This window comes from Pseudoalteromonas byunsanensis (assembly GCF_001854475.1).
GTDB classification, from domain to species: domain Bacteria; phylum Pseudomonadota; class Gammaproteobacteria; order Enterobacterales; family Alteromonadaceae; genus Pseudoalteromonas; species Pseudoalteromonas byunsanensis.
Genome location: NZ_MNAN01000032.1, coordinates 43,348 through 68,363 on the forward strand (window position 1 = coordinate 43,348; position 25,016 = coordinate 68,363).

General features: G+C 42.1%; 24 protein-coding genes. 12 read left to right on the forward strand and 12 right to left on the reverse strand.

The window, feature by feature from the left end; all coding sequences use genetic code 11:
- The first annotated feature begins 2 nt into the window (after positions 1 to 2).
- Together trpB and trpA are read left to right on the forward strand one after the other, a co-directional pair.
- On the forward strand, positions 3 to 1,187 hold the full coding sequence (gene trpB / locus BIW53_RS12185) for a tryptophan synthase subunit beta (protein ID WP_070992609.1): 1,185 nt from the start codon (positions 3 to 5) through the stop codon (positions 1,185 to 1,187).
- Positions 1,187 to 1,993, forward strand: a complete 807-nt coding sequence (gene trpA, locus BIW53_RS12190; protein WP_070992303.1) for a tryptophan synthase subunit alpha — start codon at positions 1,187 to 1,189, stop codon at positions 1,991 to 1,993. The genes trpB and trpA overlap by 1 nt, the downstream gene beginning before the upstream one ends.
- Before the next feature lie 7 nt (positions 1,994 to 2,000).
- Here trpA and BIW53_RS12195 read toward each other — a convergent pair whose 3' ends face one another.
- Positions 2,001 to 2,273: an HU family DNA-binding protein gene (locus BIW53_RS12195; RefSeq protein WP_070992304.1), complete on the reverse strand. Its 273-nt coding sequence runs from the start codon at positions 2,271 to 2,273 to the stop codon at positions 2,001 to 2,003.
- Between the two features lie 157 nt (positions 2,274 to 2,430).
- Between BIW53_RS12195 and BIW53_RS12200 the strand changes: the two genes are divergently transcribed.
- A complete protein-coding gene (locus BIW53_RS12200; RefSeq protein ID WP_070992305.1) occupies positions 2,431 to 3,015 on the forward strand; it encodes an inner membrane-spanning protein YciB in 585 nt (194 codons plus the stop codon).
- 99 nt (positions 3,016 to 3,114) lie between these two features.
- Entirely contained in the window at positions 3,115 to 3,756 is a 642-nt protein-coding gene (locus BIW53_RS12205; RefSeq protein WP_070992610.1) for a CPBP family intramembrane glutamic endopeptidase, read from the forward strand.
- An 89-nt stretch (positions 3,757 to 3,845) separates the two neighbouring features.
- Here BIW53_RS12205 and BIW53_RS12210 read toward each other — a convergent pair whose 3' ends face one another.
- Complete coding sequence (locus BIW53_RS12210; protein WP_070992306.1) at positions 3,846 to 5,264, reverse strand: sodium-dependent transporter; 1,419 nt, start codon at positions 5,262 to 5,264, stop codon at positions 3,846 to 3,848.
- Positions 5,265 to 5,436: 172 nt separating this feature from the next.
- Here BIW53_RS12210 and BIW53_RS12215 point away from each other — a divergent pair, with 172 nt between their 5' ends.
- From BIW53_RS12215 to BIW53_RS20695, 5 genes are all read left to right on the forward strand, one after another.
- Positions 5,437 to 5,736, forward strand: coding sequence for a YciI family protein (locus BIW53_RS12215; protein WP_070992307.1), 300 nt, complete (start codon positions 5,437 to 5,439; stop codon positions 5,734 to 5,736).
- A gap of 78 nt (positions 5,737 to 5,814) precedes the next feature.
- Positions 5,815 to 6,060, forward strand: coding sequence for a PepSY domain-containing protein (locus BIW53_RS12220; RefSeq protein WP_070992308.1), 246 nt, complete (start codon positions 5,815 to 5,817; stop codon positions 6,058 to 6,060).
- Between the two features lie 2 nt (positions 6,061 to 6,062).
- Entirely contained in the window at positions 6,063 to 6,737 is a 675-nt protein-coding gene (locus BIW53_RS12225; RefSeq protein WP_070992309.1) for a response regulator transcription factor, read from the forward strand.
- Positions 6,731 to 8,071, forward strand: a complete 1,341-nt coding sequence (locus BIW53_RS12230) for an ATP-binding protein (protein WP_070992310.1) — start codon at positions 6,731 to 6,733, stop codon at positions 8,069 to 8,071. Before BIW53_RS12225 ends, BIW53_RS12230 begins: the two co-directional genes overlap by 7 nt.
- Positions 8,058 to 8,468, forward strand: a complete 411-nt coding sequence (locus BIW53_RS20695) for a hypothetical protein (protein ID WP_070992311.1) — start codon at positions 8,058 to 8,060, stop codon at positions 8,466 to 8,468. Before BIW53_RS12230 ends, BIW53_RS20695 begins: the two co-directional genes overlap by 14 nt.
- 2 nt (positions 8,469 to 8,470) lie before the next feature.
- Here BIW53_RS20695 and BIW53_RS12240 read toward each other — a convergent pair whose 3' ends face one another.
- Positions 8,471 to 9,493, reverse strand: a complete 1,023-nt coding sequence (locus BIW53_RS12240) for an AI-2E family transporter (RefSeq protein WP_070992312.1) — start codon at positions 9,491 to 9,493, stop codon at positions 8,471 to 8,473.
- Positions 9,494 to 9,623: 130 nt separating this feature from the next.
- Here BIW53_RS12240 and BIW53_RS12245 point away from each other — a divergent pair, with 130 nt between their 5' ends.
- A complete protein-coding gene (locus BIW53_RS12245; protein WP_070992313.1) occupies positions 9,624 to 10,529 on the forward strand; it encodes a TIGR01777 family oxidoreductase in 906 nt (301 codons plus the stop codon).
- Between the two features lie 99 nt (positions 10,530 to 10,628).
- Here BIW53_RS12245 and BIW53_RS12250 read toward each other — a convergent pair whose 3' ends face one another.
- From BIW53_RS12250 to BIW53_RS12260, 3 genes are all read right to left on the reverse strand, one after another.
- Positions 10,629 to 11,693, reverse strand: a complete 1,065-nt coding sequence (locus BIW53_RS12250) for a hypothetical protein (RefSeq protein WP_070992314.1) — start codon at positions 11,691 to 11,693, stop codon at positions 10,629 to 10,631.
- A gap of 306 nt (positions 11,694 to 11,999) precedes the next feature.
- On the reverse strand, positions 12,000 to 13,058 hold the full coding sequence (locus tag BIW53_RS12255; protein ID WP_070992315.1) for a hypothetical protein: 1,059 nt from the start codon (positions 13,056 to 13,058) through the stop codon (positions 12,000 to 12,002).
- A gap of 302 nt (positions 13,059 to 13,360) precedes the next feature.
- Positions 13,361 to 13,789 (reverse strand): MarR family winged helix-turn-helix transcriptional regulator, encoded by a 429-nt coding sequence (locus tag BIW53_RS12260; RefSeq protein WP_070992316.1) that lies wholly within the window; start codon positions 13,787 to 13,789, stop codon positions 13,361 to 13,363.
- 112 nt (positions 13,790 to 13,901) lie between these two features.
- Between BIW53_RS12260 and BIW53_RS12265 the strand changes: the two genes are divergently transcribed.
- A complete protein-coding gene (locus tag BIW53_RS12265; RefSeq protein ID WP_070992317.1) occupies positions 13,902 to 14,330 on the forward strand; it encodes an organic hydroperoxide resistance protein in 429 nt (142 codons plus the stop codon).
- A gap of 272 nt (positions 14,331 to 14,602) precedes the next feature.
- Positions 14,603 to 16,969, forward strand: coding sequence for a TonB-dependent receptor (locus BIW53_RS12270; protein WP_070992318.1), 2,367 nt, complete (start codon positions 14,603 to 14,605; stop codon positions 16,967 to 16,969).
- Between the two features lie 64 nt (positions 16,970 to 17,033).
- Here BIW53_RS12270 and BIW53_RS12275 read toward each other — a convergent pair whose 3' ends face one another.
- The 6 genes from BIW53_RS12275 to BIW53_RS12300 form a co-directional block, all read right to left on the reverse strand.
- On the reverse strand, positions 17,034 to 19,715 hold the full coding sequence (locus tag BIW53_RS12275; protein WP_070992319.1) for a DUF349 domain-containing protein: 2,682 nt from the start codon (positions 19,713 to 19,715) through the stop codon (positions 17,034 to 17,036).
- Entirely contained in the window at positions 19,705 to 19,986 is a 282-nt protein-coding gene (locus tag BIW53_RS12280) for a YeaC family protein (protein ID WP_070992320.1), read from the reverse strand. Before BIW53_RS12280 ends, BIW53_RS12275 begins: the two co-directional genes overlap by 11 nt.
- A gap of 2 nt (positions 19,987 to 19,988) precedes the next feature.
- Positions 19,989 to 20,315, reverse strand: a complete 327-nt coding sequence (locus BIW53_RS12285) for a hypothetical protein (RefSeq protein ID WP_070992611.1) — start codon at positions 20,313 to 20,315, stop codon at positions 19,989 to 19,991.
- A 78-nt stretch (positions 20,316 to 20,393) separates the two neighbouring features.
- Entirely contained in the window at positions 20,394 to 22,124 is a 1,731-nt protein-coding gene (locus tag BIW53_RS12290; protein ID WP_070992321.1) for an alanine/glycine:cation symporter family protein, read from the reverse strand.
- A 64-nt stretch (positions 22,125 to 22,188) separates the two neighbouring features.
- Complete coding sequence (locus BIW53_RS12295) at positions 22,189 to 23,316, reverse strand: M14 family metallopeptidase (protein ID WP_070992322.1); 1,128 nt, start codon at positions 23,314 to 23,316, stop codon at positions 22,189 to 22,191.
- Between the two features lie 161 nt (positions 23,317 to 23,477).
- On the reverse strand, positions 23,478 to 24,923 hold the full coding sequence (locus BIW53_RS12300; protein ID WP_070992323.1) for a glyceraldehyde-3-phosphate dehydrogenase: 1,446 nt from the start codon (positions 24,921 to 24,923) through the stop codon (positions 23,478 to 23,480).
- Between the last annotated feature and the right edge of the window lie 93 nt (positions 24,924 to 25,016).

Sequence of the window (25,016 nt, forward strand, 5' to 3'; positions counted from 1 at the left end):
AAATGAACAACGCAGCTTACTTTGGCGACTTTGGAGGCATGTTTGTCCCAGAGTTACTCGTCCCCGCGCTCAAACAACTTGAGCAAGAATTTAACAAAGCCCAGCAGGACCCTGAGTTTTTGAGAGAATTTCAGCAGTTACTTAATGAATACGCTGGTCGCCCTACACCATTAACATTGACCCGCAACTTGATTAGTAATCCAAAGGTGAAACTTTACCTAAAACGTGAAGACCTACTACATGGCGGAGCTCATAAAACCAATCAGGTGTTAGGTCAGGCATTACTTACTAAACGCATGGGTAAAAATGAGGTCATAGCAGAAACTGGAGCCGGACAACACGGCGTGGCAACAGCGCTTGCTTGTGCACTATTAGGACTAAAGTGCCGTGTTTACATGGGCGCAAAAGATGTGGAACGTCAACAACCTAACGTATTTAGAATGCGTTTGATGGGTGCCGAAGTGATCCCTGTTACAGCGGGTTCCGGCACACTCAAAGACGCGGTTAACGAAGCGATGCGTGATTGGTCTGCTAACTATAAAACGGCACACTATTTGTTAGGTACCGCCGCAGGGCCGCATCCATTCCCAACGGTTGTTCGTGAGTTCCAAAAAATGATTGGTGAAGAAGCTAAGCAGCAAATACTTGAAGCAGAAGGCCGCTTACCGGATGTGGTAATGGCTTGTGTGGGTGGGGGCTCAAACGCGATTGGTATGTTTAGTGACTTTATCGAAGAAACCGGGGTTAAGTTAATCGGTATCGAACCTGCGGGTAAAGGGCTTGATACGCCAGAGCATGGCGCGGCTTTATGTAAAGGTACGAAGGGGATCTTACATGGCGCTTATACCTACATTATGCAAAATAGCGACGGTCAAATTGAAGAATCACACTCTGTATCTGCAGGGTTAGACTATCCCGCAGTTGGCCCTCAACACGCTTATCTACATGAGAGCGGCCGTGCAGAGTATGTAGCCATCACAGATACCGAGGCGCTAGATGCATTCCAGTCATTAGCAAAAAATGAAGGAATTATTCCTGCTCTCGAATCAAGTCACGCCTTAGCATACGCCTTGAAATATGCAGAACAGCAAACGGATGAAACAATCATCGTGGTTAATTTAAGCGGTCGTGGCGACAAAGATTTAGCCCATGTACATCAAGTTTTAAGTGAGCGAGGAGAACTGTAATGAGTCGCTATGCACAAATGTTTAGTACCCTAGCCCAAAACAATCAAGGGGCCTTCGTTCCATTCGTCACCATTGGCGACCCAAACAAAGCACTCAGTGTTGAAATTATTAAACGCCTGATTGATGGTGGCGCTGATGCACTAGAGCTGGGGATCCCTTTCTCAGATCCTATTGCTGATGGTCCAGTGATCCAATCGGCCAATATTCGTGCTCTAGAAGATAATACCAATACCGAGGATTGCTTTGAGATAATCAAGCAAGTACGTCAATACAACAGCGATATTCCCATCGGGCTGTTACTGTACTCAAATCTCATTTTTGCTAAAGGTATTGAAACATTTTATCGCCACGCTAAAGAAGCTGGTGTCGATTCAATTTTAGTCGCTGATGTTCCACTAATTGAGTCAAAACCATTTCGAAGAGCTGCACAAAACGTGGGAATTGAGCCTATTTTCATTGCGACCCCAAATGCCGATGACGATACACTTAGAGAATGCGCAAGTTATGGCCGAGGCTATACTTACCTGCTTTCTCGTTCGGGTGTAACAGGCACAGAAACCAGTGCTCAAATGCCTGCGGATTCGATGATCACAAAACTTATTGAATATCATGCAGCGCCTACCCTACTGGGTTTTGGTATTTCGACACCAGAACATGTTAAAGCGGCGCTCGACTCTGGTGCTGCCGGCGCTATTTCGGGATCCGCTGTGGTTAAGATCATTGAGAAAAATATCAATGAGCCCAACAAACTGCTCGAAGAAATACAATCCTTTGTCTCACAAATGAAAGATGCAACATTGCGCTAATAGTTGCTTAGGCTAAGGCGTCTTTAAGCGCCTTAGCTGCTTTAAACTGCACTTTATTCGCGCCTTCTATTGTGATCGCCTCACCTGTTTGTGGGTTACGCCCCACCTTTGCTGGGTGATAGCTCAATGCAAAAGTACCAAGTCCAGAAATTGGCATTTGATCACCTTCTGACAAACGCTTTTGAATAATGGTTAAAAGGCTGTTTAATGCGGCTTGGCTATCCTTTTTGCTCAACTCGCTATTTGCAGACATCGCTGTGATCAATTCAGATTTATTCATTACCACTCACTTTCTGAAAAAGTCTAATTATGCAACAATACCGCTGCATTCTTGTAAAAAGCGCAGAGGCTAAGGAGTTAGCTTACAAATGTCAATCTTGAACTTCCCTTCGGAACTTGGTAAAACCAAGACACTGTAATTAAAAAGGTAACCTTAAATGGCTACATTGCTTGAATATCTCCCTCTCATTATATTTTTTGCTGTTTACAAATTTGTCGATATCTACTGGGCCACAGGGGTGCTAATCGTCGCCTCCGTTATTCAATTAGCATATCATTATTTTCAAAGTGGTCATATTGCGACCCGACACTGGATATTTTTTGCCATAGCATTGGTGCTAGGCGGCATGACTATTCTATTCCAAGATGAACAATTCATAATGTGGAAGGCTACGGTCATCTATGCAATATTGGCCTTGTTACTATTGGTTTCTCGTTATGTTTTTAAAAAGAACCTAGTCGAAAAATCACTGATAGGCTTACTTAAGTCGGTTAGCGAAAAAGAACAAGGTGACAATACAGACACACCCATAGTGATCCCACAATCTATTTATGAGCAACTAAATGTGATGTGGATGGTATTACTCGCATTTGTGTCCGCTCTTAATTTATATGTTGCGTACAACTTCTCGCTTGATACCTGGGTAAACTTTAAAGTATTTGGACTGATGGGCATTACCTTTGTGGCGATATTGCTGACCATAATGCGCATTTATAAATATTTGCCAGAAGATAACAGTTAGCTCTGGCTTCAATATCTACCATATCTTCTAAAGAATGTAACTTTCGAGGGCATTTTTGCTGCTATAGTTTTTGTAAAACAATACAAAGCGAGAATGTCCTTGAACGCAAGTCAATACCGCTGGTGTGAACTGTTTTTAATTTTTTTCTGTTTACCAAGCTTGGCATATATTTTTCGTGACTATTTGGCAAATTGGTTGATCCCAGCACTTATTATCTTGATGATAATATGCTGCTTTTTACTCTTAAATGACCCACACTTCAAACGCTTTAGGCTCACCAGCTTGGGACAGTTCTCGACCATCAAGCGACGTTTATTTACTACCTTCTTGAGCGGTGCGCTGTTTTCAGCCATGCTGTATGGTTTATTTAATCAAGATAACTGGTTTGCCTTACCACTGAATTCCACAACTCAGTGGCTCTACTTGCTCGTGGCTTACCCAATTTTGTCGGTGCTACCACAAGAACTCATATTCAGAAGTTATTTCTTCCACCGCTACAAGCGTATTCTGCCGAAAAAAAACTCGCGTATCATTCTTAGTGCAACCGTGTTTGCCCTCGCCCATAGCGTCTACGATAATTGGGTTGCCATCGCCTTATCATTCGCAGGTGGTTTATTGTTTTCATACACATATGCCCATAGTCGTTCCCTGATGGTATGCGTTCTTGAGCACAGCTTATGGGGTTTATGGATATTCACACTTGGATTGGGGCGGTATTTAGACTCAGGGATCACCTTTTAAAGTGCAGCAGCACTGATCAAAATGATTGTGATTCAGACATTAAAAAACCGGGGAATACCCCGGCTTTTATAAAGCGATAGTGTTTATAATCAAAACAAACTAAAGGCAAAAAACTTGGTAGTGACTGTGTTTGCAAAAATCACTAACAATACCACTGGGATGAAAGTGGACAATGAGAAGTTAACGTACTTCTCCACAAAGCTTCCTGTATAGCTTTCACAACCTTGTGCAAGCTCAGCTGATAGGTTTGCCTTCTTCCAACGATAAATCACAAATAGGCAAACCATAAGGCCATTGAGCGGCAAGATCGTGTCGTAGAATACGTCATAGACAAGGTCGAACATGCTCTTATCAGCTCCACCATAACTGACAAACTTGGTTAACTCATCAACCATGCCAAAAGACATAGTACACAACACGGTTAATAAACCTGTTGATGCAGCCAAAATCAGTAGCGCCATCTTACGGCTAACATTTTTTTCTTCCATTAATGCTGATGTTGGCACTTCAACAATTGATACCAAAGAGGTAATTGCCGCGAAAAATACCAGTAAGAAGAATATGAAAGCAACGATAGACGCCCCCATATAACCGATGTCTGTCTGCAGTGCTAACAGAATCTTTGGTAAGAATTCAAATATCATAGACACAGACGACTCGGATAATTCGTCAGTATTAGTTGCTGGATTAAAGCTGAATATGGCTGGCAACACCATAAGGCCTGCTATGAAGGCTACTAATGAATCTGCAATAGCCACCATTTTAGCTCCCCCTACAATATCGTCTTTTTTAGAGATGTAGGATGCATAGGTCATTAAAATACCCATACCTAAAGATAGCGAAAAGAAAGCTTGCGACAATGCTCCGTTAAGCACACTGGCATTCATTTTAGAAAAATCAGGTACAATGTAATAGCGTACACCAGCCATGGCATTATCAAGAGTTAAGACATACGCAACCAGTCCCACCAACAACACGAACAAGGTTGGCATCAAAAACTTAGCTGCTTTTTCAATCCCCTCCTTCACACCACCAACGAGAATCAAATTTACAATGACGCCCACTAATAACATGTACCAAAACACACTGGTTTGATTAATAAATTGTCCAAAGTGGCTGGGGTTGGCCAAGGCATCAAGATTACCCATTGCCGTTTGCACCAAGTATCCAAAAATCCACACTGTAATCACCATGTAGAACACAGCTATCATAAATGGAGTTAATACAGCTAATGCCCCTGCAATAGACCAGCGCTTATCGCCACCAGAAAGCTCTTTGTATGCACCGTAAGGATCCTTTTGCGACTTACGGCCCATGGCCATTTCAGCCATCATTACAGGCAAACAGATAAAAGCAACGAACAAGGCATAAACCAATAGAAAGGCGCCACCGCCATTTTTTGTTGCTGACACGGGAAAACCAACTAGGTTACCAATACCAACCGCTGATCCTGCGGCCGCTAAGATAAAACCCAGTCGAGAGCTAAAATGCTCACGATTTGCACTCATGCGGAAAACCTTATTATTATTTTTTCGGAATATCCGAGCGACTCTACCAGCCTTGACGTGCGGTTTTCAAGTGTAAAAGGACAAAGGAGCAGACAAATTCCCTGAAGCATTTACATTACAGAGCAAAGCAGACTAATATAAGCGTTTATTTAATTTACCTTGATTCGCTCCTATGCTGTATATGATTTACTCCACTGACGTTGAAAACTCTTTGGAAAAACGTCTCGCTACTCGGCCTGCACATCTTGCTCGCCTAACTGATCTTAAAGAACAAAACCGCTTGTTTGCAGCGGGTCCATTACCCGCAATTGATAGTGAAGATCCAGGTCAAGCAGGCTTTACCGGTTCATTAGTGATTGCGGAATTTGCCTCCTTGGCTGATGCTCAAGCTTGGGCTAATGCAGATCCATATATAGCCGCTGGTGTATACGCACATAGTGTTGTAAAGCCATATAAAAAAGTACTGCCTTAGTTCAGTTTTGGTTAATAACGCCCGTCATAAACTGGGCGTTAATTGTTAAGCAACCCAAACCTCGTGGAGCTTAGTAGAATGCGATTGTCAGTTTGTTCCCTGCTTTTTATCTGCCTTACATGTACACAAGTACTTGGTCAAACACCAAAAAGTAAACCTATTAGTAAAAGACAAGCCGTCGAGCTTGCCTTAGCTGAATGTCAGGGTAGAACATTAAAAATCACTGAACAAAGTGACGATTACATAGTCAGAATCTTGCGAGATGATGGCCGTGTAGTAGATATCCGCGTCGATAAGAAAACTGGGACAGTCAAGAAGGATTAAAAATGCGAATTTTAGTAATCGAAGATGATATACAGTTGGCTGAAAACCTGCGTTCGGCTCTGGAAAAAGAAAAATACAGTATAGATTTGTGTCACGATGGCGAGTCAGGTCTATTCCACTTAACTGAATACCCACTAGACATGGCTGTGATCGATCTTGGCTTACCTAAACTTGATGGTATTGAAATTATCAGACGCGCCAGAGCCGCCGGTATAAAAATCCCAATTTTAATTTTAACAGCTCGCGACCGCTGGCAAGATAAAGTTGAAGGTCTAGATGCGGGTGCTGATGACTACTTAACAAAACCTTTCCATGTTGAAGAGCTTATTGCACGCTGTAATGCTTTGATCCGCAGAAGCGCAGGCCAAGCTAATCCAGAAATTAGTATTGGACCCATTAAAATTCACACCCGTTCTCAACAAGTGTGGGTGAGCGAACAAGAACTGTCTTTAACAGCATACGAATATAAAGTGCTTGAATACATGATGGTAAATCCTCAAAAGGTGATCTCTAAATCTGAGCTGACTGAGCATATTTATGATCAAGATTTTGATTTGGACTCTAATGTAATTGAAGTGTTTGTACTACGACTGCGCAAGAAACTTGACCCGGACGGTGTGCTCAACCCCGTCGAGACCCTACGCGGTAGAGGATACAGGTTTAAAACTCAGTGGTAAAACCAGCACAAATCTCCCTAAAAATAAGGCAAGGATTCATCCTTGTCTTTGTGCTTGTAATAGCACTGCCTGCACTTTTTTTCTCAATTGGCCGTGCCTATCATGCATCTTTAGTAGAGGCGACAGAAAAAACTCTTGAAGCGCATCTATACTCGCTTATTTCTGAAGTGGAGTTTTTAGAAGATGGCATTGAAATGCCACGTACTATTCTCGCCCCAGAGTTGAATCGAATAAACTCAGATACCTTCGCTCTCATATATCAAGGGCAAAGTTTAGTATGGTACTCGGAGTCAGCGGTGAATCTTTCCATCTCGCCCATATTTGATGACTCTGAAGCAGGTGCTGCTGAATTTAAGCTGGTTGAATATGGCAAACAAAAATATTGGCAACTTAGCTTAACCGTAATTTTAGGGAATGCTGATTACTCCCAACATGCTAGATTCATTTTGCTAAAAGATAACAGAGCGCTACTCGAACTGATGTCTGGTTTTAGAACTACTCTTATTAATTGGACGCTAGTCATGGGCGTGATAATCGCCGCTCTGATGGCGGTTGGATTCATATGGAATGCAAGACCTCTACAAAGATTAGACAAAGAAATAAAAGAAATTGAAGCCGGAAAAATTGAGAAAATCACAGGGACCTATCCAAAAGAACTATTAACCATTAAATCTGATCTGAATCTACTGCTTGATTCTCAGCGTCGACAAAAAGAGCGTTATCGGGCCTCACTAAGCGATTTGGCTCACGCGCTAAAAACACCATTGGCAGTGTTAAAGTCCAGTAAATTGGCTGATGATGAGGAAGCTCAGGAGCAATTAGACCGTATTAACGCCATGATAGAACATCAGCTTAAACGCGCTGCCACCGGCGCATCAGACACCTGGAAAAAGCAAACATTGATAAAACCTGTGCTCGACTCAATTTTAAATGCGATGAAAAAGGTCTATCATGATAAGGACATCACTTTTAATTCGCAGTGCACAGAAAAACTCGCCTTTTTGGGTGATAAAACAGATTTAATGGAGATTTTGGGTAATATTATCGACAACGCTTGTAAAGCATGTAAGACACGTGTAGAGATTTGTGTGCGTTTTGATAAAAACCAAACCCTTGTGCTCGAAATTGAAGATGATGGCCCAGGTATACCAGAGCACCAACGTTCTGAGTTGCTCAAAAGGGGTAGCCGTTTAGATACGTACGAAGCTGGCCACGGAGTCGGGATGGCGATTGTATCTGACTTAGTTAATTCTTACCACGGTACGATGGAGATAGGAAGCTCTAAGTTTTCAGGTGCGAGGTTTTTAATTGAATTCAATTATGAGAAAAATTAGCTCGGCGATACTTTGTCTATCTCCACTAATGGTCAATGCAAATCCTATAGACGTCTCCTTAACCGACTGCTCGGGGCTTGAGAGCTTCCACCCTATTGACTCTAAAGTCTATATTCAATGCCTTGATAGCAATATAGATATGTTGCGTAGATACCAGCAAAGCTGGATCAATAAGTTACTTCATGACATAGAAATCATTCAAGAGCAAACAGGCAACACGCAATTGATGCCAATAATCAAAAGAGCGGTTGTTTATCAAGAGCAATATATGGAAGACACCTGTAAATGGCGTTACCTGTATACTTTACCAAACTCTATAAAGGCATCTATTGTACATAAAAAATGTACCGTACGAATGCTAACTAGGCACATTGAAGATTTACAGATGCCTTACTAGGGTCACTGCTCTGAACTACCTAACAGGGTCGATAACCAATGCCCATCTTCGCTATTTTCTAATGCAATTTTTACCACCATAGTGAGTGGCACTGAAAGCAACATACCAACGGTACCAAGCAACCAACCCCAAAAGATCAAAGATAAGAATACCACGAGCGTGGATAGTCCCAATCCCCGCCCCATATACTTAGGCTCCACAATATTGCCCATCACTGTATTTATAGTGACATAGCCCACAGCAACCAAGCCTGCGATGAGTGGTCCTTGCGTGATCAAAGCCAGTAAAACGGCTGGTATAGCGGCAATAATAGAACCTATATTTGGAATATAATTGAGTAGAAAAGCGACAACGCCCCAGAGAATAAAGTAGTCTATGTCCAATAACCACAACAGCAGTGAAGCACATATACCTGTCGCTAACGACACCAAAGTTTTTATCGCTAGATAAGAGTTGATAGATTCCAAAAAGCGATCTATCTGCTTTAACTTCATTTCAGGGTCATCAAGCGCTAAATGGACCTTATTTGCAATTGTTGGTGCTTCAAACAACATGAACACTACAGTCAGAATAATCAAAAACACATTGGCCATTACGCCACCTAACCCGGTCAGCATTGACGAGGCCATATCGATCATTTTACCTGGATCAAACAAAGAAATAATTTGCTGTTTGTCTATCAGAATATTGTGCTGAGCCGCGGTGTCGACCAGCCAGATAAATTTGTTTTGCAATTGCTCTCGGTAGCTTGGTAACTGCTGAGAAAAGTCATTTAAAGATTGTCCGACTAACCCAGCTATACTGGTGCCAATTGCCAGCACTAGTGCTATCACAAGAATAATTGCGATCCCTTTTGGAATATGAAAACGCGCAAAAAACTTCAATAGTGGATTACAAATAATGGCGATAAATGCAGCGAGTATAAAAGGCACCACAATATCACTGGCTAGTTTTATGCCTGCGAGCACGATAACCAATGACGCCAAAACAACGAGACTCTTATTTATTCCAGATAATGAAGACACTTCACTTCCTTATTATTTTTTTCAAAGTGTAATGGAAACTAGCGCAAAATAAAACGTTCTGATCTTTATTCAGTATTTAACGTAAATTACCTACACTAATGATATAGAAAAAGATTTAGAGCACCGTGTTATGAATATATTGGTAACTGGCGCAACCGGCTTAATCGGCGATCAGCTGTGCCGTTTTTTGTACAACAAGCATCAAGTCAGCGTATTAACCCGAAATATAGTTAAAGCTCAGCAACAATTTAGAAGCCGTGTCACCTGTGTAGACACATTAGGTCATATCGATTTTAACGACATTGATGCTGTGATTAACCTTGCGGGCGAGCCTATCGCAGATAAACGTTGGAGCGCAAAACAAAAACGCGCAATTTGTGAAAGTAGGTTAGATATCACAGAACAATTAGTGAATAAAATTGCTGCGGCTGAGAGCCCTCCTCATACACTAATTTCTGGCAGCGCTGTTGGATTTTATGGTAGGCAAGACAACGATATGATCATTGATGAAACCTGTCAGCACCCACATCCAGAATTTAGTCATCAACTATGTAAACAGTGGGAAGATCTCGCTCTAAGTGCACAAAGCGAACAAACCAGAGTATGTATTTTGCGCACTGGAATTGTACTAAGTCAACATGGGGGGGCTCTGAAAAAAATGCTTCCGGCTTTCAAGTTTGGATTAGGCGGACCACTTGCCAGCGGAGAGCAAATGATGTCTTGGATCCACATTGATGACATGGTGCATATTATTTTATATCTACTCAAGCATCGTGAACTTAGTGGTGTATTTAACGTCACAGCACCTTCGCCGGTAAGCAATCTAGACTTTACCAAAGCACTTGGGCAAGTATTACACAGGCCAACTCTATTAAAAATGCCCGAGAAAGCACTTCGACTCATGTTTGGTGAGATGGCTGACTTGCTCATTTACGGACAGGCCGTAATGCCCAAGCGAGTACTAAAATCAGGTTATCACTTTAGGTTTAGTGATATAAATGAAGCCTTCACCAGCTTACTGGTAAGAGATAGGTAAACCTATATTACTGCTGCTCACAGCGTAACAAATCGCTGGCGGTCATGAATAAAAACGACGAGCATTTTTGAGAGCTCGCCGTTTTTATGGTCGGGGATACTATGGAAGTACGTTATTAATTAGCTCAGATACACCAAGTGTTTCTGAGTCTTTTACATAACGGTAGTGCTTTTTAAAGACCCAAAAGCCTGTGCTCTTGTCATAAGTTTGAAAACCGACGTTGTTTCCAGCCACGTCAATGTTATTTTGTGCAATAGTCACCTTGCCGTGGTGTCCTGCTTCTCGAATAGTGCCATGAGTATATCCATCTGCCATGACCAACGGGTAATGATATGGCATAAAGCCGCTGACAGCATCATCTTGAGTCTTCAATTGACCATCCATGGCGATTTGTTGTGAGCAACTACCAAATTTTGCCGCCTTACTGGCACCACATGCAGAGTGAGATGCCACCACACCATCATCACTACCTTTTAGAAATGGACTCGTTACACCATAGTAATCACTAGAGTTAGCGACAAAGCGCAGGCGTGGTGCACGGCTTGACGGCTGAGGGGCTATTTTACGAGCATTGTTTACTTTTAAATCATGTAAGATACCCAGCGCATCCACCGTAGTGCTGCCTAGCCACAATTTAATGGCTTGTTCTACAAGCGGATCCCAAAAGTGCCCGCCCATTAATGCGCTCACCGCAGTATCAGCCAGTTCACTCCCTCCACCTGCCCCTGCAATATCAAAGGTCGCAACTATGTTCAATGGTTGAAGGCCGGCATTTTCTAGCCAATTAGCCTGATTATCGATGATGTAACGTGCAACTAAGTCACCTGTGGAGTGTGTTAACAAGACACATCCCGGTTCGCAAAGATTTGATTGAGAAAACTGCTTTAATTTTGGCCATAACCAGTCTGTCGCAATTTTACCTTCTAAACGCTCGTATGATGGCCAATCTATTCGCTCATCCGCCTTATTGCCCCAAAAAGATGTCCAATACGACTGACCATCACTAACTACATTCGTACCATTGGGATTAAGGAGCTGATCCGGTTGAAACCCGTGGATCAAGATAGTTTTATATTCGTTACTGTGCGCTGCAAAACTGCTCAGTACACACAACATAAAAGCGGCTACGGCCTTTATGCTCAACTTGCTGCATTTGTTGTTCATGTAAACTCCTGAGTATTTATTTATTATTGGTTTATGAACTCAGACATCAGACCTCATATCACTGAGTCATTTCAGTATGTTTAACAAAAACTCAAATTTCAACATTAAATTTACAAAAATGATATTTTAATGAACGATAAATTGGACATTCATAAATTAATAGCAAAGAAATCAACCAAATACCTAGGCGCTAGGAAAGTAAAACTTGACGAAATAATCACCTAAAACCACCTAAAACAGCTACTTATTGAAGATAAATAAACGTTTCTATGCGTTTTTAAAGGCAATTAGATAAACCTCTATCTGCTACAATTGCCCTTCACTGGCAAGATGACGTAAAAACTCTAAGCTTTGCTGCTCTTTGGAGGACGCCTGATATGGAAGTTGTTGTAAGCTATCGAATGCAAAGTCTTTAATTTCATAAGTTTTTATGTCACTACTACCGTAGCTTGCAGGCTCTGCAGGGCTGGGGGACATTCGTTCAACAACAAAACCTGACAGTACCATATTCGATGTATTTTCCCTAAGTACTGACCAATGTGCCTTTAGCTTTAAGCTTTGCGAACCTTTTGACAGTTTTTCCTTACTCACGAGGTGCGCTAAAGGCTGCCCATCTGTTGTAAATAAATTTGCTCTTACTCGATAAGTACCTGGGTTGCTCACATCTAAATTCAGTTCAATTATCATGTTATCATTTTGTGGGTAAACATCTGATACATCGACAATTTTTGCAGTGGGTTGCATATATTGAAACTGTGCCACTACAGGCACTTTTTTATCTGCAAATTTGGCGCTCGCAACCAATTGCAAAGCACGAGGGAATTGCTTCTCCCCTTTGAAACGACCTGTAAATGGGCTACTTTGTAGAATCGTCGAGGCATATTCCTGTTGAGTATCAATATCAACCAATTTAAGCTCTACCTGTTTTAACTCAGGGCCCGTTACTTCAACCACTATGTCTTCTGGATACACATAACGATATTTGGACAGCTTAACACTTAAGGATTGCTCACTGCCTTCGACTAAACTTGTCACGGGGTAAAAGTAATTTGGATTAAGCCTATCTTCATCATGTTCAGTTAACGGCTGAGAATAAGGGGGATATTTCAGTGTCTGTTCGTATTGCGTCGCTACATGCTGTGCCGCTTCGCTCAGTTGGCGAGTTGTTTGTGTAGCTTCTGGCTTAACTGATACCTGCGCCTTTGGTTGTGTTACTGCACCGGGGAACATCCCAACCATAGGCACACTGACTTCCTTTTTAAGCTTAACAGTAGGCTCTACTTCACTGCTTGACTGCTCGTCAGATAAAAACCATATCAGCAGTACAGCAATCAGTCCTGCCATCACGAGATAAACTTTCTTCATACACAACGCGCTCCATTGTTTAGGTCGTTCTGATGAATAATGACATGCTCACCACCTCTGACCTCTTACCATTTATTTACATTCAGTATGTAAAACTTATGCACTGTATTCAAATAAAAGTTTAATCACCTTTGACATGTATGCTCCCCTAAACTCACAAGTTATTTTTAGTAGCGCCTTTATTTGCGCTATTTTTATTAGAGCGAAAGCCGTTTATATAGTATTTATTCTCACTGTGGCTGCTACTGCTAATCTAAAAGTACTTTATCCCGATAGTAACTTGGCTCACTATATCCATATTTTTATAAATCAACCAACACCTTATCCAAGAGCTGAGTCAGCTGTTGCAGCTCCTCGGTGCTGACATTTGGAAAGCCACAGCGAATTTGCTCTGGTATTTGCAACGCTTGAGATTTAAGTTGCCGCCCCTGCTGGGTTAATGTCACCCATTTTTTACGCTTATCGTGCTCGTCTCTAACAATATCCAACAAAGACTTGGCAAGCATTTTTTTTAAGATCAATGTCATTGCTCCACCATCGATGGCCGTTTTCTCAAGCAGACTCGCGATGGTTAGTTTATCGTGTTCCCACATCGCCATCATTACTACATATTGTGGATAGGTTAAATCAATGGCCTCAAGCAAAGGCCGATAACTTCTTACAATTCCATTGGCCGCCATATAAAGGCGGTGGCATAGCTGATTTTCTAGTTTAAGTTGGCTGTCATTCATAGCATTTACCTCTTATTATATTTTATTTTGCACACAAAGTATTTGCAAATTTGATTTTTACGAATATACTTTGCATGCAAACTATTTTTTTGAAATACACAAGGAGCACACTATGAATACGTTACAATCTGTCGCATACAGCGCCCATGCCACTGCCACTGGTGGTCGTGAAGGTACTGCAAAGTCTAGCGATTCACGCCTAGACGTGAAACTTTCAACACCCAAAGGATTAGGCGGTGATGACGGTCCAGGTACCAACCCTGAGCAATTATTCGCAGCAGGTTACGCAGCGTGTTTTATTGGCGCGCTTAAATTTGTTGCAGGACAAAGCAAAAAATCTCTACCTACTGATACTAAAATTGACTCGCAAGTAGATATCGGTGCGATAGAAGGTGGATTTGGTATCGCCGTGAAGCTAGCTGTCACCATCCCATCTATGTCAAAAGAAGAAGCTGAGCAACTTGTTGAAAAGGCACATCAGGTATGCCCTTACTCGAATGCAACACGAGGTAACATTGCTGTTGAACTCACAGTTAACTAGTTAAACGTTATAAATAGAATTTATACTCCATTCACAAAAGGTGTCTGTCTTTCTTCAGGCACCCTATCAAAAATAAAATAAAACATTAAATATCAATGAATTAACTATAAACCCTACTGTTTAACAACTTTACATCTATTGTAACTCTATAATTAATATGCATTTTCCCATCATTTGTAACTAGAAATATAACAAAAAGATTATTGTTTGATTAAAGAAACTACCGTAATCTGACCGTCGCAATAATTACCTATTGTTCACAAGGAAAATGTATGAATAATAATAAGTTACTTAAGAAAAGCCTGATCAGCACTGCTATTCTCAGCTCTCTGTTCATGTTACCCCCCCTTGCCGCTGCTGATGCGGGGGTCGATGAAAATCAACAATCACTAGAAGTTATCACGGTGACATCTCGAAAAAAGGTTGAGTCGATACTTGAGATCCCAATGAGTGTCTCAGCTGTGTCAGCCGCTGAAATGAGTAACCGCAACTATCTAGATGCCAGCGATATCTATCGTACACTGGCTGGTGCTGCTGCGCCGCGAGGCGAGTTGATTCTTCGAGGCCTAAGCGGTGGTAATGACACCACACCAGACACTACAGCTATTTTTACTGACGATATTCCGTACGAGTTTACCAATCTAGCAGACATCGAACGAGTTGAGATTTTACGTGGCCCACAGGGTACGCTCTATGGTTCTAACGCCATTGGTGGAACGGTTCGTGTTATCACCAACAAGCCTCGTCTTGATGAATTCGAGCTATTCGGCACCATGCAAGGCGCCGCTGAAAAAGACGTTGACGGCTACGATAGCAGCATGTCTTTGGGTATAAACATTCCTTTGGTTGACAATACCCTAGCCATGCGTGTGAATGGTAACATCAGTAACGATATGGGCCCTATGGTCAATAAAGCCACTGGTGTACAAAGAGAAAACAAAACCAGTTTCCTGCGTACTCAACTACTTTGGCAACCTGTCGAAGGGACAACCATCAATTTTGCCTATATAAGAGATGAACGTAATCCTCAAGGCGCAACACTAGGTGATACCTCAAAACCTGGTGGGTATTTCAGTCTTGATTACAAAGATGACCCTAGCGCTAAATATGGCTATAACGTATCCCATAATTGGAACGAATGTAACCCTGATTGGGGACGTGTTCGTTGTGTACAAGGCAGTGAATTTGTCACTGGTGCAATTGATAAATACTCTATTTACAACACTTTTGATTACTGGGAAGAAGAACAAACAGACCTGTTCTCTATCGCCATTAATGTCGATAATATCGCTGATGTTGCCTCATTGAGTTACACAGGTTCTTATCGTGATTACGAGACCCACTCTCTTGATGACTGGTCACGTCTTGATGCCTCTGATATGTTCAAAACATGGATCATTAATCATGACGAATATGAACGCACGACCCATGAGTTGAGATTGCAAAACCTTGACGCTAATAGTCCACTAAGCTGGACGGTGGGCTTCTTTTACGATAAAACCGAAGAACCGAATACCCCCGATAACCAATGGCAATACCTAGAGCTTGGCGATAAAGTCTCAGCTGCTGCCCAGTATTGGTGGGATGTGGATGCTCGCCAAATGGGCATCGATAAATTTGGCGATCCGGCAAAAATTTGGAACCTAAGGCGCTACAGCGCATGGGAAGAAGAGCAAGCTCTGTTTGCTGATGTAAGCTACACCTTCCAAACCCAAGACTTGGGAGAGTTTGAACTTAACGCTGGTGTGCGTCGTTTCAGCCTAGAAGACTACAGTCACACTGAAACTGAGGGGGTATGGTCAGAGGACGTAACTCTTATTGCGGGTGAAGAAGATGGTAACCGTTATAAGTTGAGTGCCTCTTGGCGCCCGGAAAAACACTACTCTGTTTATGCTCTTTACTCCGAAGGTTATCGCCCAGGTGGAAACAATGGCCCATTAGCTCAGGCTTGTGTTAGCGATCCTAAAGCAGGTAAGCGTAAAAACAGATATACTTCTGATGCAATTGATAACTATGAATTAGGTATTAAAGCTTCTCTATTTGATGGACGTTTCAGCTTCAGCTCTGCGGTATATCATATTGATTGGACAGATATCAAAACCGACATTTATATGGACACATGCGGCTTCACCTATACAGCCAATGCCGGTGCAGCTCAGTCTCGTGGTCTTGAATTTGAATCTAAAGCAAGCTTAACCAATGACCTGTCACTTATCGTCAACGCTTCATACACCAAATCAGAGCTCACTGAAGACAATGATTCAATCGGTGGAAGTAAAGGCGATGAAATGGCACTGGTTCCTAAGTACAACGCCTATATCGCTCTGGATCAAGAATTCGAATTTAGAGGTCGACCTGCATTTATTCGCGCAGATGTAAGTGCTTATGGTAAGTACAAAGCTCACTTTAATACAAAAGATGGGGACAATGTACCTGCATATCAAGTGTTTAACTTGTCTGCTCGCTATGAGGTAAATGACAATGTCAAACTCAGCTTACACCTCAATAATGTATTCAATAAAGAAGCGATTAAATATCAAAGCGATCGTAGTCGAAGTGACAGTACGACAGCTCAGAAATACATTGAGTTCTTACAAGGCAGAACATTGGCAGTACGTTTAGATTATATTTTCTTCTAAGCGAACATTGTTGTAGACATAAAAAATCCGATGCAAGCATCGGATTTTTTTATAGCTATGGTTTTTATTTTTTCAAGACTCTTAGCAGCCTATCACTATCAAGTTCAGCTTGCGCAGCACTAAGATAGTACGCTAAACATTCTTCAAAATTCATTTCTTCACCTTGAAGCTTGGCATCTAGCATAGCAACTTGCTCAACCATACGCTGCGCTTTCATTTCTTGTCCAGAATCAACATCGGCCAAAATCTCCAATCGAAGCATAAGCTGTGCAGGGGTTAGATGCGTTTTAACGTTGCTTTGCAGCCAAGTGGCAGGCAACGACTCACCCGCTTCGATTGCACTGATAAGTTCAACATACTTTTGTTTGTCTTGCTTGGCTTGCAATTGTTGATGTAGCTGTGCAATTTTGTCTAACAAGGCCCCTTTGAGTTTTCGCAAACTAGGCACCAAATCCAGTGCCGAAACTTCGCCAGCCAATTGAGCCAACTGCTCAGCCGACTCGATTTCATGTAGTTTAGAAGCATATGCATCTAATTGTGCTTGCTGCTCCACTTCATGCTCAGATTGCTGTTGTTTTTGTAACTCAAATTGCTCACTACGTTTGGCAAAGACAGCATCATTGTGCTCTCTAAAGGTTTGCCATAACGTATGTTCCTGTTTTGATCCTGCAAAACCAATGTTTTGCCATTGCTTTTGCAACGCTTTTAACTGTTCACACGCAGCTGCTAAATCTTCAGACTCTAATTGCTGCTTTGCCTGATCAACCAGTTTTTGCTTAAGTGCTGCGTTCGCTTGATGATAAGACTTCAAACGTTCATTCACTGAGCTGTAGATAGTGCGATATTCGCCATTGAGTGTTTTATACACCGAACCATCTACACTGCCTGCCGAACGCCACTGTTTTGCTAAACGATTAAATTGGCTTTCAAACTGACGCCAGTCAAAATCTTCAGCATCCGTTGGTTGTACTTCGAGTGCTTTCATTTGGTCAATGATTTGAACGCGTGCTTGCTTAGCTTCTTCACGCTGTTGTTCTTGCTGTGCGAAGAATTCACGACATGGGGCAAATAATTGTTCAATTTTGTCATCAAACTGCTGTGCCTGTGCTTTTTCTTCTTCAGTATCTATACGACCAAGCTCATTCCAGCGAACACGAAGTAATTTGACTTCTTCAGAGCGCTTTTTAGGGTCTACTTCTGTTTGCGTTAGCATTTCGTCAAGTTGAGTAAGTAATTCAGCCCGCTTAGGAGTCGCTGCGTATTTCTGCCAGTCTCGTACTTCTTGCAAAGCCTCGTCCAAGCTTGTGTACAACTTTTCGATACTCTGTTTATTGTGGGCAGTCAGCTGCTGATAATGCTCTAAGAAACCGTTAAATACACCAAAAGCAACGTTAAAACGCCCCTGGTCAATCAAACGCTGTACATCTTTGCCTTTACGCTTAGCTTGTTTTAACTGGCTTTGTTGCTCATCAAGCAAAGGCGCAATACCTTGCTTAAACTGCTTGCTTAGAACCTGTAATTGCTCTGATGCTTGCTTTTGTACGCCAGCCGGAAGTTGGCGTAAAATGGCTTTACATTCGCCAAAAGCGGCTTTTTGTGCAGCGAGTGTTTCGTCTAACTTTTCTTTGTCGTCAGTCGGTGTAATTGCCTCTAAAGTCGCCAAAGCAGATTGTATCTGTTTGCTTGCCGCAATAAGCTCAGGGATCTGAGTCAATTGCTGAGCAAAGCCTTCTACCCGCTTACGCTGTACAACTAGTTGCTGACAATCGGCAAATTGGCTTTGAGCAAGCATATTACTTAGCTGTTTTAATTGCTCATTTAATGCTTGACCTTGCTGCTCATCTAACTCGCTAATCGCTTTAGCAAGCTGTTGTTCGAACGCGTCAATCGCAGCCGTGCTCGTTTTAATCTCATTTGCTTTGGCTTGTTCTGCTAATTGTTTAGCTTGCTCAGCCTCAAATTCAGCTTTTTGCTTTTCAATGTGTACTTCAAGCTTTTTGCTAATGCTAGTGAACTTCTTGTCGAGTACTTTGATTGCTTCATCGTCTAGCCATTTAAGTTCAATCTCTTGCCACTCTTTTAGTAATGCTTTGGCTTGTTCATCAATTTGCTGATAATCAAATTTATCGCGTAATGCATTCAGCTTTGCCAAAACCATTCTGGTTTGCTGCTCAACCTGTTGCGGCATTTCTTTGGCAAGTCTTTGTTGCTCAATGCGCAGCTCAATTTCTTTTTGTGCCTCACCTTGCGCGCTTTTCAAAACAGTTTTATCTAATTGATATTGCTCTGTAAGAGGCAATAATGCGAGTTGTAATGCTTCGCTTCCTTCTTTGAACGCACGTTCGATAAGCTTCACATTTGCTAAACGTTTCAATAATTTTACGCGAAATTGTATTTCATCTTCTGAAAAAGCAAGTTTCTCTAGCAGCTTGGTAGATGCGTACTTATCAATATACTCGCTACGGATCTCTTCACTTAACTCGTCATTTTTATTGAGCACAGCACTAGAAATCTGCTGCTCAGCCAGCTCTTTTAAGTTCTGATCTTGCTTGTACGCTTGCCACCACAACACCAGATCATTAACCTTGTGCAATGCTTTTTTGCGGATCTCTGCTGAGCTATCTTGCAAGGCTAAGGTTTGTAATACCTCTGCGTCTTTCCCTGTATCTAATTTATCAACTGCTGCCAAACGTATCGCAGTTTTGGGGTGCTTCCATTTAGGCGTAAAAAGGTGTTTAAAGATCATGTTCACTGAACCTAGCTATTTCATTTTGGGTTTTAAATTCTTGTTGTAACTCACGTTTTGACTTTTGAACCATTTCGCCACGCTCATTAATAGTAAATTGTTCGTCACTCTTAGCAACTTTGGCCTGATATAGCATCACTAATTGCACCGTTTGCGCTTTTTGCGCCTCACTCAATGGCGTGCCATCTGGCCACTTGCCGGTTGATGCACCATACTGAAGACGCTCATACACTTCTGGCGTTAAGCTTTTAACTATACTGTCAATATTCATCGCTACTTTTTCTTTTTTAAATAAATCAACACAACTCGGTTTACCAAGTACCACACACAACCTATCGCAATGGCACCTTGCGCCGCGATCATTTGCAATGAATTCTGCTCAGGTTGGTGCCAGTACATATACAAAAAGCCACCAAGGAATAAAATCAATGCCAAAAACGAATGATTCATAAACTTCTGTTGTTTACTAGTACGTTCTTTTATCGCTAATCGTTCAATTTGCTCATCGGTCAGCTCGCCCAATTGCAACTGGCAATGCGGACATACCTTACTTTTATTTGAGATGGATTTGCTGCAACTAGGACATTTTACAATTGCCATAAATAACTCTCCAAATGCTACAAAAAAAGCGCCCATAGTGGGCGCCATTTTACTCGTTTTCTACTCGAATGTCTTTGTTCAATTCGACTCGTTTACACGCATGTTGCTTTTATTGTCACTTTTTTGGTCACTAGACGCTGCTTCTTTGTGTTCACGATTAAATTTCTGCCAGTAATCATCTACCGAGTCTTTCATTTCTTTGCGTAATAAGAAAATACCAAACAAGTTTGGTAGAGTCATTACCACAATAGCCACCGCGGCCAACTTCCATACTAAGGTAGTATCAGCAAATGACGCCCAGAAGAAACCAGCCACGTAGAATACTCGATAAGGCATTACTGAGCGGCTACCTAGCAAATAGATCATGGCTCTGTCGCCATAATATGACCAAGCTATAGCCGTTGAAAACGCAAACATCAATAACCCAATCGATACAATATATTGACCGTTGTCGCCAAAGAAGCCACGGCTGAAAGCTTTAGTTGTCAACTCAGCCGAGTGCACTAAGGACTCACCGCGTATACTGATGCTGTCATCAACTAATTTGCCATTGTTTACTTCGACTGTACCAGTGAAAACATGGCGCTCAGTAATGCCGAAGCGAATATTTTCACCGATGGAACGTGAGTGAATAATTGTAAAGTCTTCACTTGTCGCCTTGCCCTGTACCACTTCAATGTTACCAGTATAAGGCTCTACCGAATGATCTTTACCACCGTTAAGGTATTGATACAGTTCTTGACGTTGCTGTTCATCATTTTCACTATACTGACCTTGAATGATGGTCATTGATGAGCGCTCAAATTGGGTATCAAATTTTTCAGACCACACACCTGAAGACAAAATAACTAAACCCGTTAGCGTACAAATGATAATGGTATCAATGAAAGGTTCTAAAATAGATACCATCCCTTCTGAAACAGGTTCATCAGCCTTTGCTGATGCGTGGGCGATTGGCGCTGACCCCTGACCGGCTTCGTTCGAGAATAGACCTCGGTTTACACCTCGGTTAAAAGCATAAGCGAATGAAGCCCCCAAGAAGCCCCCTGCCGCTGCAGAGCCAGAAAATGCGTTTGAGAATACCGCAGCAAATGACGGAGCGATATTTTCAATATTATATAAAATAACCGCTAGCGCACCCACTATATAGATGGCCGCCATGATTGGCACTATGCGCGATGTGATAGCCGCGATGCGTTTGATACCACCGAGAATGACCAACGCCAACAGCACTGACAATACGCCCCCAGTGTGCCACGGTTCAATACCAAATGTCGCTTCCATACCTTGCGCAATGTTATTGATCTGCGGCAAGTTTCCTGTACCAAATGAACTGATAACAGTCGCTATCGCGAATAATATCGCCAACCATTTCATATTTAAGCGGCGGTCCATGTAGTACATAGGACCACCAGCCATTGTGCCATCATCCGTTTTAACACGATATTTGTGAGATAAGGTTACTTCCACAAATTTGGTTGTCATGCCGAAAAATGCAGTCATCCACATCCAAAACAACGCTGCTGGGCCACCAATAGAGATAGCTAACGCCACACCACCAATGTTACCGGTACCCACTGTACCTGATAAAGCCGTTGCAAGTGCCTGAAAGTGAGTTGTATCCCCTTCATCCCCTTTTTTATCAAACTTACCCGTTACCACTTTGCATGCATGCTTGAAGTAACGAACTTGTGGGAACTTGAGATAGATTGTAAAGAATAAACCTACCCCTAAAAGTACATATGGGAACCAGACTGATCCCCCTAAAATGCTATCTAGAAAATCTAGAAACTGTCCAAATGCATCCACGACTCATCCTCTTGTTGTTATACGTAAAAAGCAATCGCATAACGACTGCTTTTTGAATTGATTATTATCTTAATTTATCTACCACGCTCACAATCGCTGCAAGCGTGTCTTGTCCAAACTGGTAAGAACGTCTGTCTGACCAACCATAGTGAGGGTCTGGCAGATTTGCGTTATCCTTAAATGGCATTTCAACGGTGTAGGCTAATACTTTAAATGCCTCACCCACAGCACAAGATGCAACCGTTAAATTAGCCTCTCCCGGTGCGTCTTTATCATAGCCAAATTCATCTTGAAACTCTGGTGTAATAGTCAATAACGCAGCTTTAAAGGTGTCTTCTAGTTCTTTGATGCGCGCATCATAACTTGGGATCCCTTCTCCACCCGCTACAAAGTTATAAGGTAGCGCTTCATCACCATGAATGTCTAGATACATATCAACGCCTGTCTCATGCATCTTATTAAGCACATGATAAACCTCAGGAGACTTTTCCAAACTAGGAGTCTGCCACTCACGATTTAAGTTAATGCCTGCGGCATTGGTACGTAGGTGACCTCGAACACTACCATCAGGGTTCATATTAGGCACAATATGGAACACCGCTTTTGACAATAATGCTGCTGCATGTGGGTCTTCATCATCCAATAACTTATGTAGTAAGCCTTCCACAAACCATTCGGCCATTGTTTCACCTGGATGTTGACGTGCTGTGATCCAGATGTTCTTTTTCCCTTGTTCTGGCTCACCAATGGTCAATAAACTAATATCACGGCCATCAAGGGTTTCACCTAGTGTTTCGATAGTGCAAACGTCATGACTTTGTGCCCAATACAGTAAATCTAGGTGACGCTCATAACTATACGGCGTGAAATACGCAAAATAGGTATGTGCGAATTCAGGTTCAAAATCTATAATTAAACGGCCATTCTCATGATGACTTGGCACTCTGAACCAAGTTTGACGATCGTATGATGCAACTGCATGATAATCATCCCACCCTTCTGGGTAAGCCGACTTTTCAAGGCCATTGATATGCAATTTATGCCCTAAAAATGGCGTGCTTTCTAGGCGAAAGTGGAACCACTGAAAGAAATCCGATTCATTGTCTTTGTTAATTTCCAACTGAATATCAAGTGGCTCGCTTGCTGCTAGCACCTTGATATTACCACTGTCAAAATTACTGGTGATCTTCATCATGTACCTTAATTTTTTACCCCGTTCATTTCGAACGGGAGAACTTCACTGTTAATTCTTGTTAGCTGACTGTAACGTAATAGGCCCAAGAGTATCACAGCCTGCTACGTTCAAAAACTAAAAAAGCCAGCAAATGCTGGCTTTTTAGGACTATCAATGTATTAGCGAGGTAAACTTGGGAATGATACTTCCGCCATATCACGCATAACTCGAACAACCTGACAGCTATAACCAAACTCGTTATCATACCAAACGTATAGTACAACACGGTCGCCATCAACAATCGTTGCTTGTGAATCTACTACACCTGCATAACGGCTGCCAACTAAGTCAGTAGATACGATTTCTGTTGAAGCGGTGTAATCGATTTGATCACGTAGCTCAGAGTAAAGCGATGTGTCACGTAAAAACTCGTTTAGCTCTTCACGGTCAGTCGCTGTTTCTAAGTTTAAGTTAATGATTGCCATAGAAACGTTTGGCGTAGGTACACGGATAGCGTTACCCGTTAACTTACCTGCAAGCTCAGGAAGTGCTTTAGCAACAGCTTTAGCTGCACCCGTTGAGGTAATAACCATGTTCAATGCTGCACTGCGGCCACGACGCTCTGCTTTATGATAGTTATCAATCAAGTTTTGGTCATTGGTGTAAGAGTGAACAGTTTCAACATGACCATTCTTAATACCAAACTTGTCGTTGATTGCCTTAAGAACTGGCGTAATAGCGTTAGTTGTACAGCTTGCTGCTGAAACAATTTTATCTTCGCTCTTGATATCCTGATTGTTCACACCATAAACGACGTTTTTGATGTCACCTTTAGCAGGTGCAGTTAACAATACTTTCGCAGCACCAGTTGATTTGAGGTGAAGACCAAGTCCGTCTTCATCTTTCCATATACCCGTATTATCAACGATTAGCGCGTCTTCAATACCGTACTTGGTGTAATCTACTTCATCTGGAGAATTTGAGTAGATAACCTGAATATAGTTACCGTTAGCTTTAATCGCGCTCTTTTCATGGTCAACAGTGATTGAACCATTAAAAGGACCGTGAATAGAATCACGACGCAATAAACTTGCACGTTTTTCTAAATCACCATCACGGCCGCCACGAACAACGATGGCACGTAAGCGTAAATCAGCGTGAGAGCCGCCACGTTCAATAAGTAGGCGCGCTAATAAACGACCGATACGGCCAAAACCATAAAGAACAACGTCGCGAGGCTTTTGGCTATCGCCTTTGTTGATTAGCTCAGCAAGCTCAGCGTTAAGATATTCTTCGATTGAGCGGCCTTCACCAGCATTCTTATAAATGTAACCGTATGCTAGTTTACCTAAATCGATGCGTGCTGGTGCTAAATCCATTTTGCTGATCGCTTCTAAAAAAGGGAAGCTTTCGCGCAAGCGCAGTTTACGCTCTTCAAAACGTGCAACAGTTTTGTGTGCTTTGATCACGTCGATGGTGCTTGTGTTTACCAATGGACGGCCATAAACCGCAATTTCAATACCAGAGTTACGATATAGACGACCAATAATTGGTTGCATATTTTCTGCGTAATCTTGGCGCTCTTGCCAGCTATTTTGATATTCTTGCTCGTGAGATAAGGTCATTTTTTCTGCCTAATAAACAATTTTTTGAACGGATAGCCCTACCGGGCACCCGTATTCTAATTTAAACTGCCGTGATTCTCCACTGTTACTCAT

What these genes read in the sequence shown, in the direction of transcription:
- trpB (WP_070992609.1), top strand. Translation starts at nt 3, where the DNA reads ATGAACAACGCAGCTTACTTTGGCGACTTTGGAGGCATGTTTGTCCCA.
- trpA (WP_070992303.1), top strand. Translation starts at nt 1,187, where the DNA reads ATGAGTCGCTATGCACAAATGTTTAGTACCCTAGCCCAAAACAATCAA.
- BIW53_RS12195 (WP_070992304.1), bottom strand. Translation starts at nt 2,273, where the DNA reads ATGAATAAATCTGAATTGATCACAGCGATGTCTGCAAATAGCGAGTTG.
- BIW53_RS12200 (WP_070992305.1), top strand. Translation starts at nt 2,431, where the DNA reads ATGGCTACATTGCTTGAATATCTCCCTCTCATTATATTTTTTGCTGTT.
- BIW53_RS12210 (WP_070992306.1), bottom strand. Translation starts at nt 5,264, where the DNA reads ATGAGTGCAAATCGTGAGCATTTTAGCTCTCGACTGGGTTTTATCTTA.
- BIW53_RS12215 (WP_070992307.1), top strand. Translation starts at nt 5,437, where the DNA reads ATGCTGTATATGATTTACTCCACTGACGTTGAAAACTCTTTGGAAAAA.
- BIW53_RS12220 (WP_070992308.1), top strand. Translation starts at nt 5,815, where the DNA reads ATGCGATTGTCAGTTTGTTCCCTGCTTTTTATCTGCCTTACATGTACA.
- BIW53_RS12225 (WP_070992309.1), top strand. Translation starts at nt 6,063, where the DNA reads ATGCGAATTTTAGTAATCGAAGATGATATACAGTTGGCTGAAAACCTG.
- BIW53_RS20695 (WP_070992311.1), top strand. Translation starts at nt 8,058, where the DNA reads ATGAGAAAAATTAGCTCGGCGATACTTTGTCTATCTCCACTAATGGTC.
- BIW53_RS12245 (WP_070992313.1), top strand. Translation starts at nt 9,624, where the DNA reads ATGAATATATTGGTAACTGGCGCAACCGGCTTAATCGGCGATCAGCTG.
- BIW53_RS12250 (WP_070992314.1), bottom strand. Translation starts at nt 11,693, where the DNA reads ATGAACAACAAATGCAGCAAGTTGAGCATAAAGGCCGTAGCCGCTTTT.
- BIW53_RS12255 (WP_070992315.1), bottom strand. Translation starts at nt 13,058, where the DNA reads ATGAAGAAAGTTTATCTCGTGATGGCAGGACTGATTGCTGTACTGCTG.
- BIW53_RS12260 (WP_070992316.1), bottom strand. Translation starts at nt 13,789, where the DNA reads ATGAATGACAGCCAACTTAAACTAGAAAATCAGCTATGCCACCGCCTT.
- BIW53_RS12265 (WP_070992317.1), top strand. Translation starts at nt 13,902, where the DNA reads ATGAATACGTTACAATCTGTCGCATACAGCGCCCATGCCACTGCCACT.
- BIW53_RS12270 (WP_070992318.1), top strand. Translation starts at nt 14,603, where the DNA reads ATGAATAATAATAAGTTACTTAAGAAAAGCCTGATCAGCACTGCTATT.
- BIW53_RS12275 (WP_070992319.1), bottom strand. Translation starts at nt 19,715, where the DNA reads ATGATCTTTAAACACCTTTTTACGCCTAAATGGAAGCACCCCAAAACT.
- BIW53_RS12280 (WP_070992320.1), bottom strand. Translation starts at nt 19,986, where the DNA reads ATGAATATTGACAGTATAGTTAAAAGCTTAACGCCAGAAGTGTATGAG.
- BIW53_RS12285 (WP_070992611.1), bottom strand. Translation starts at nt 20,315, where the DNA reads ATGGCAATTGTAAAATGTCCTAGTTGCAGCAAATCCATCTCAAATAAA.
- BIW53_RS12295 (WP_070992322.1), bottom strand. Translation starts at nt 23,316, where the DNA reads ATGAAGATCACCAGTAATTTTGACAGTGGTAATATCAAGGTGCTAGCA.
- BIW53_RS12300 (WP_070992323.1), bottom strand. Translation starts at nt 24,923, where the DNA reads ATGACCTTATCTCACGAGCAAGAATATCAAAATAGCTGGCAAGAGCGC.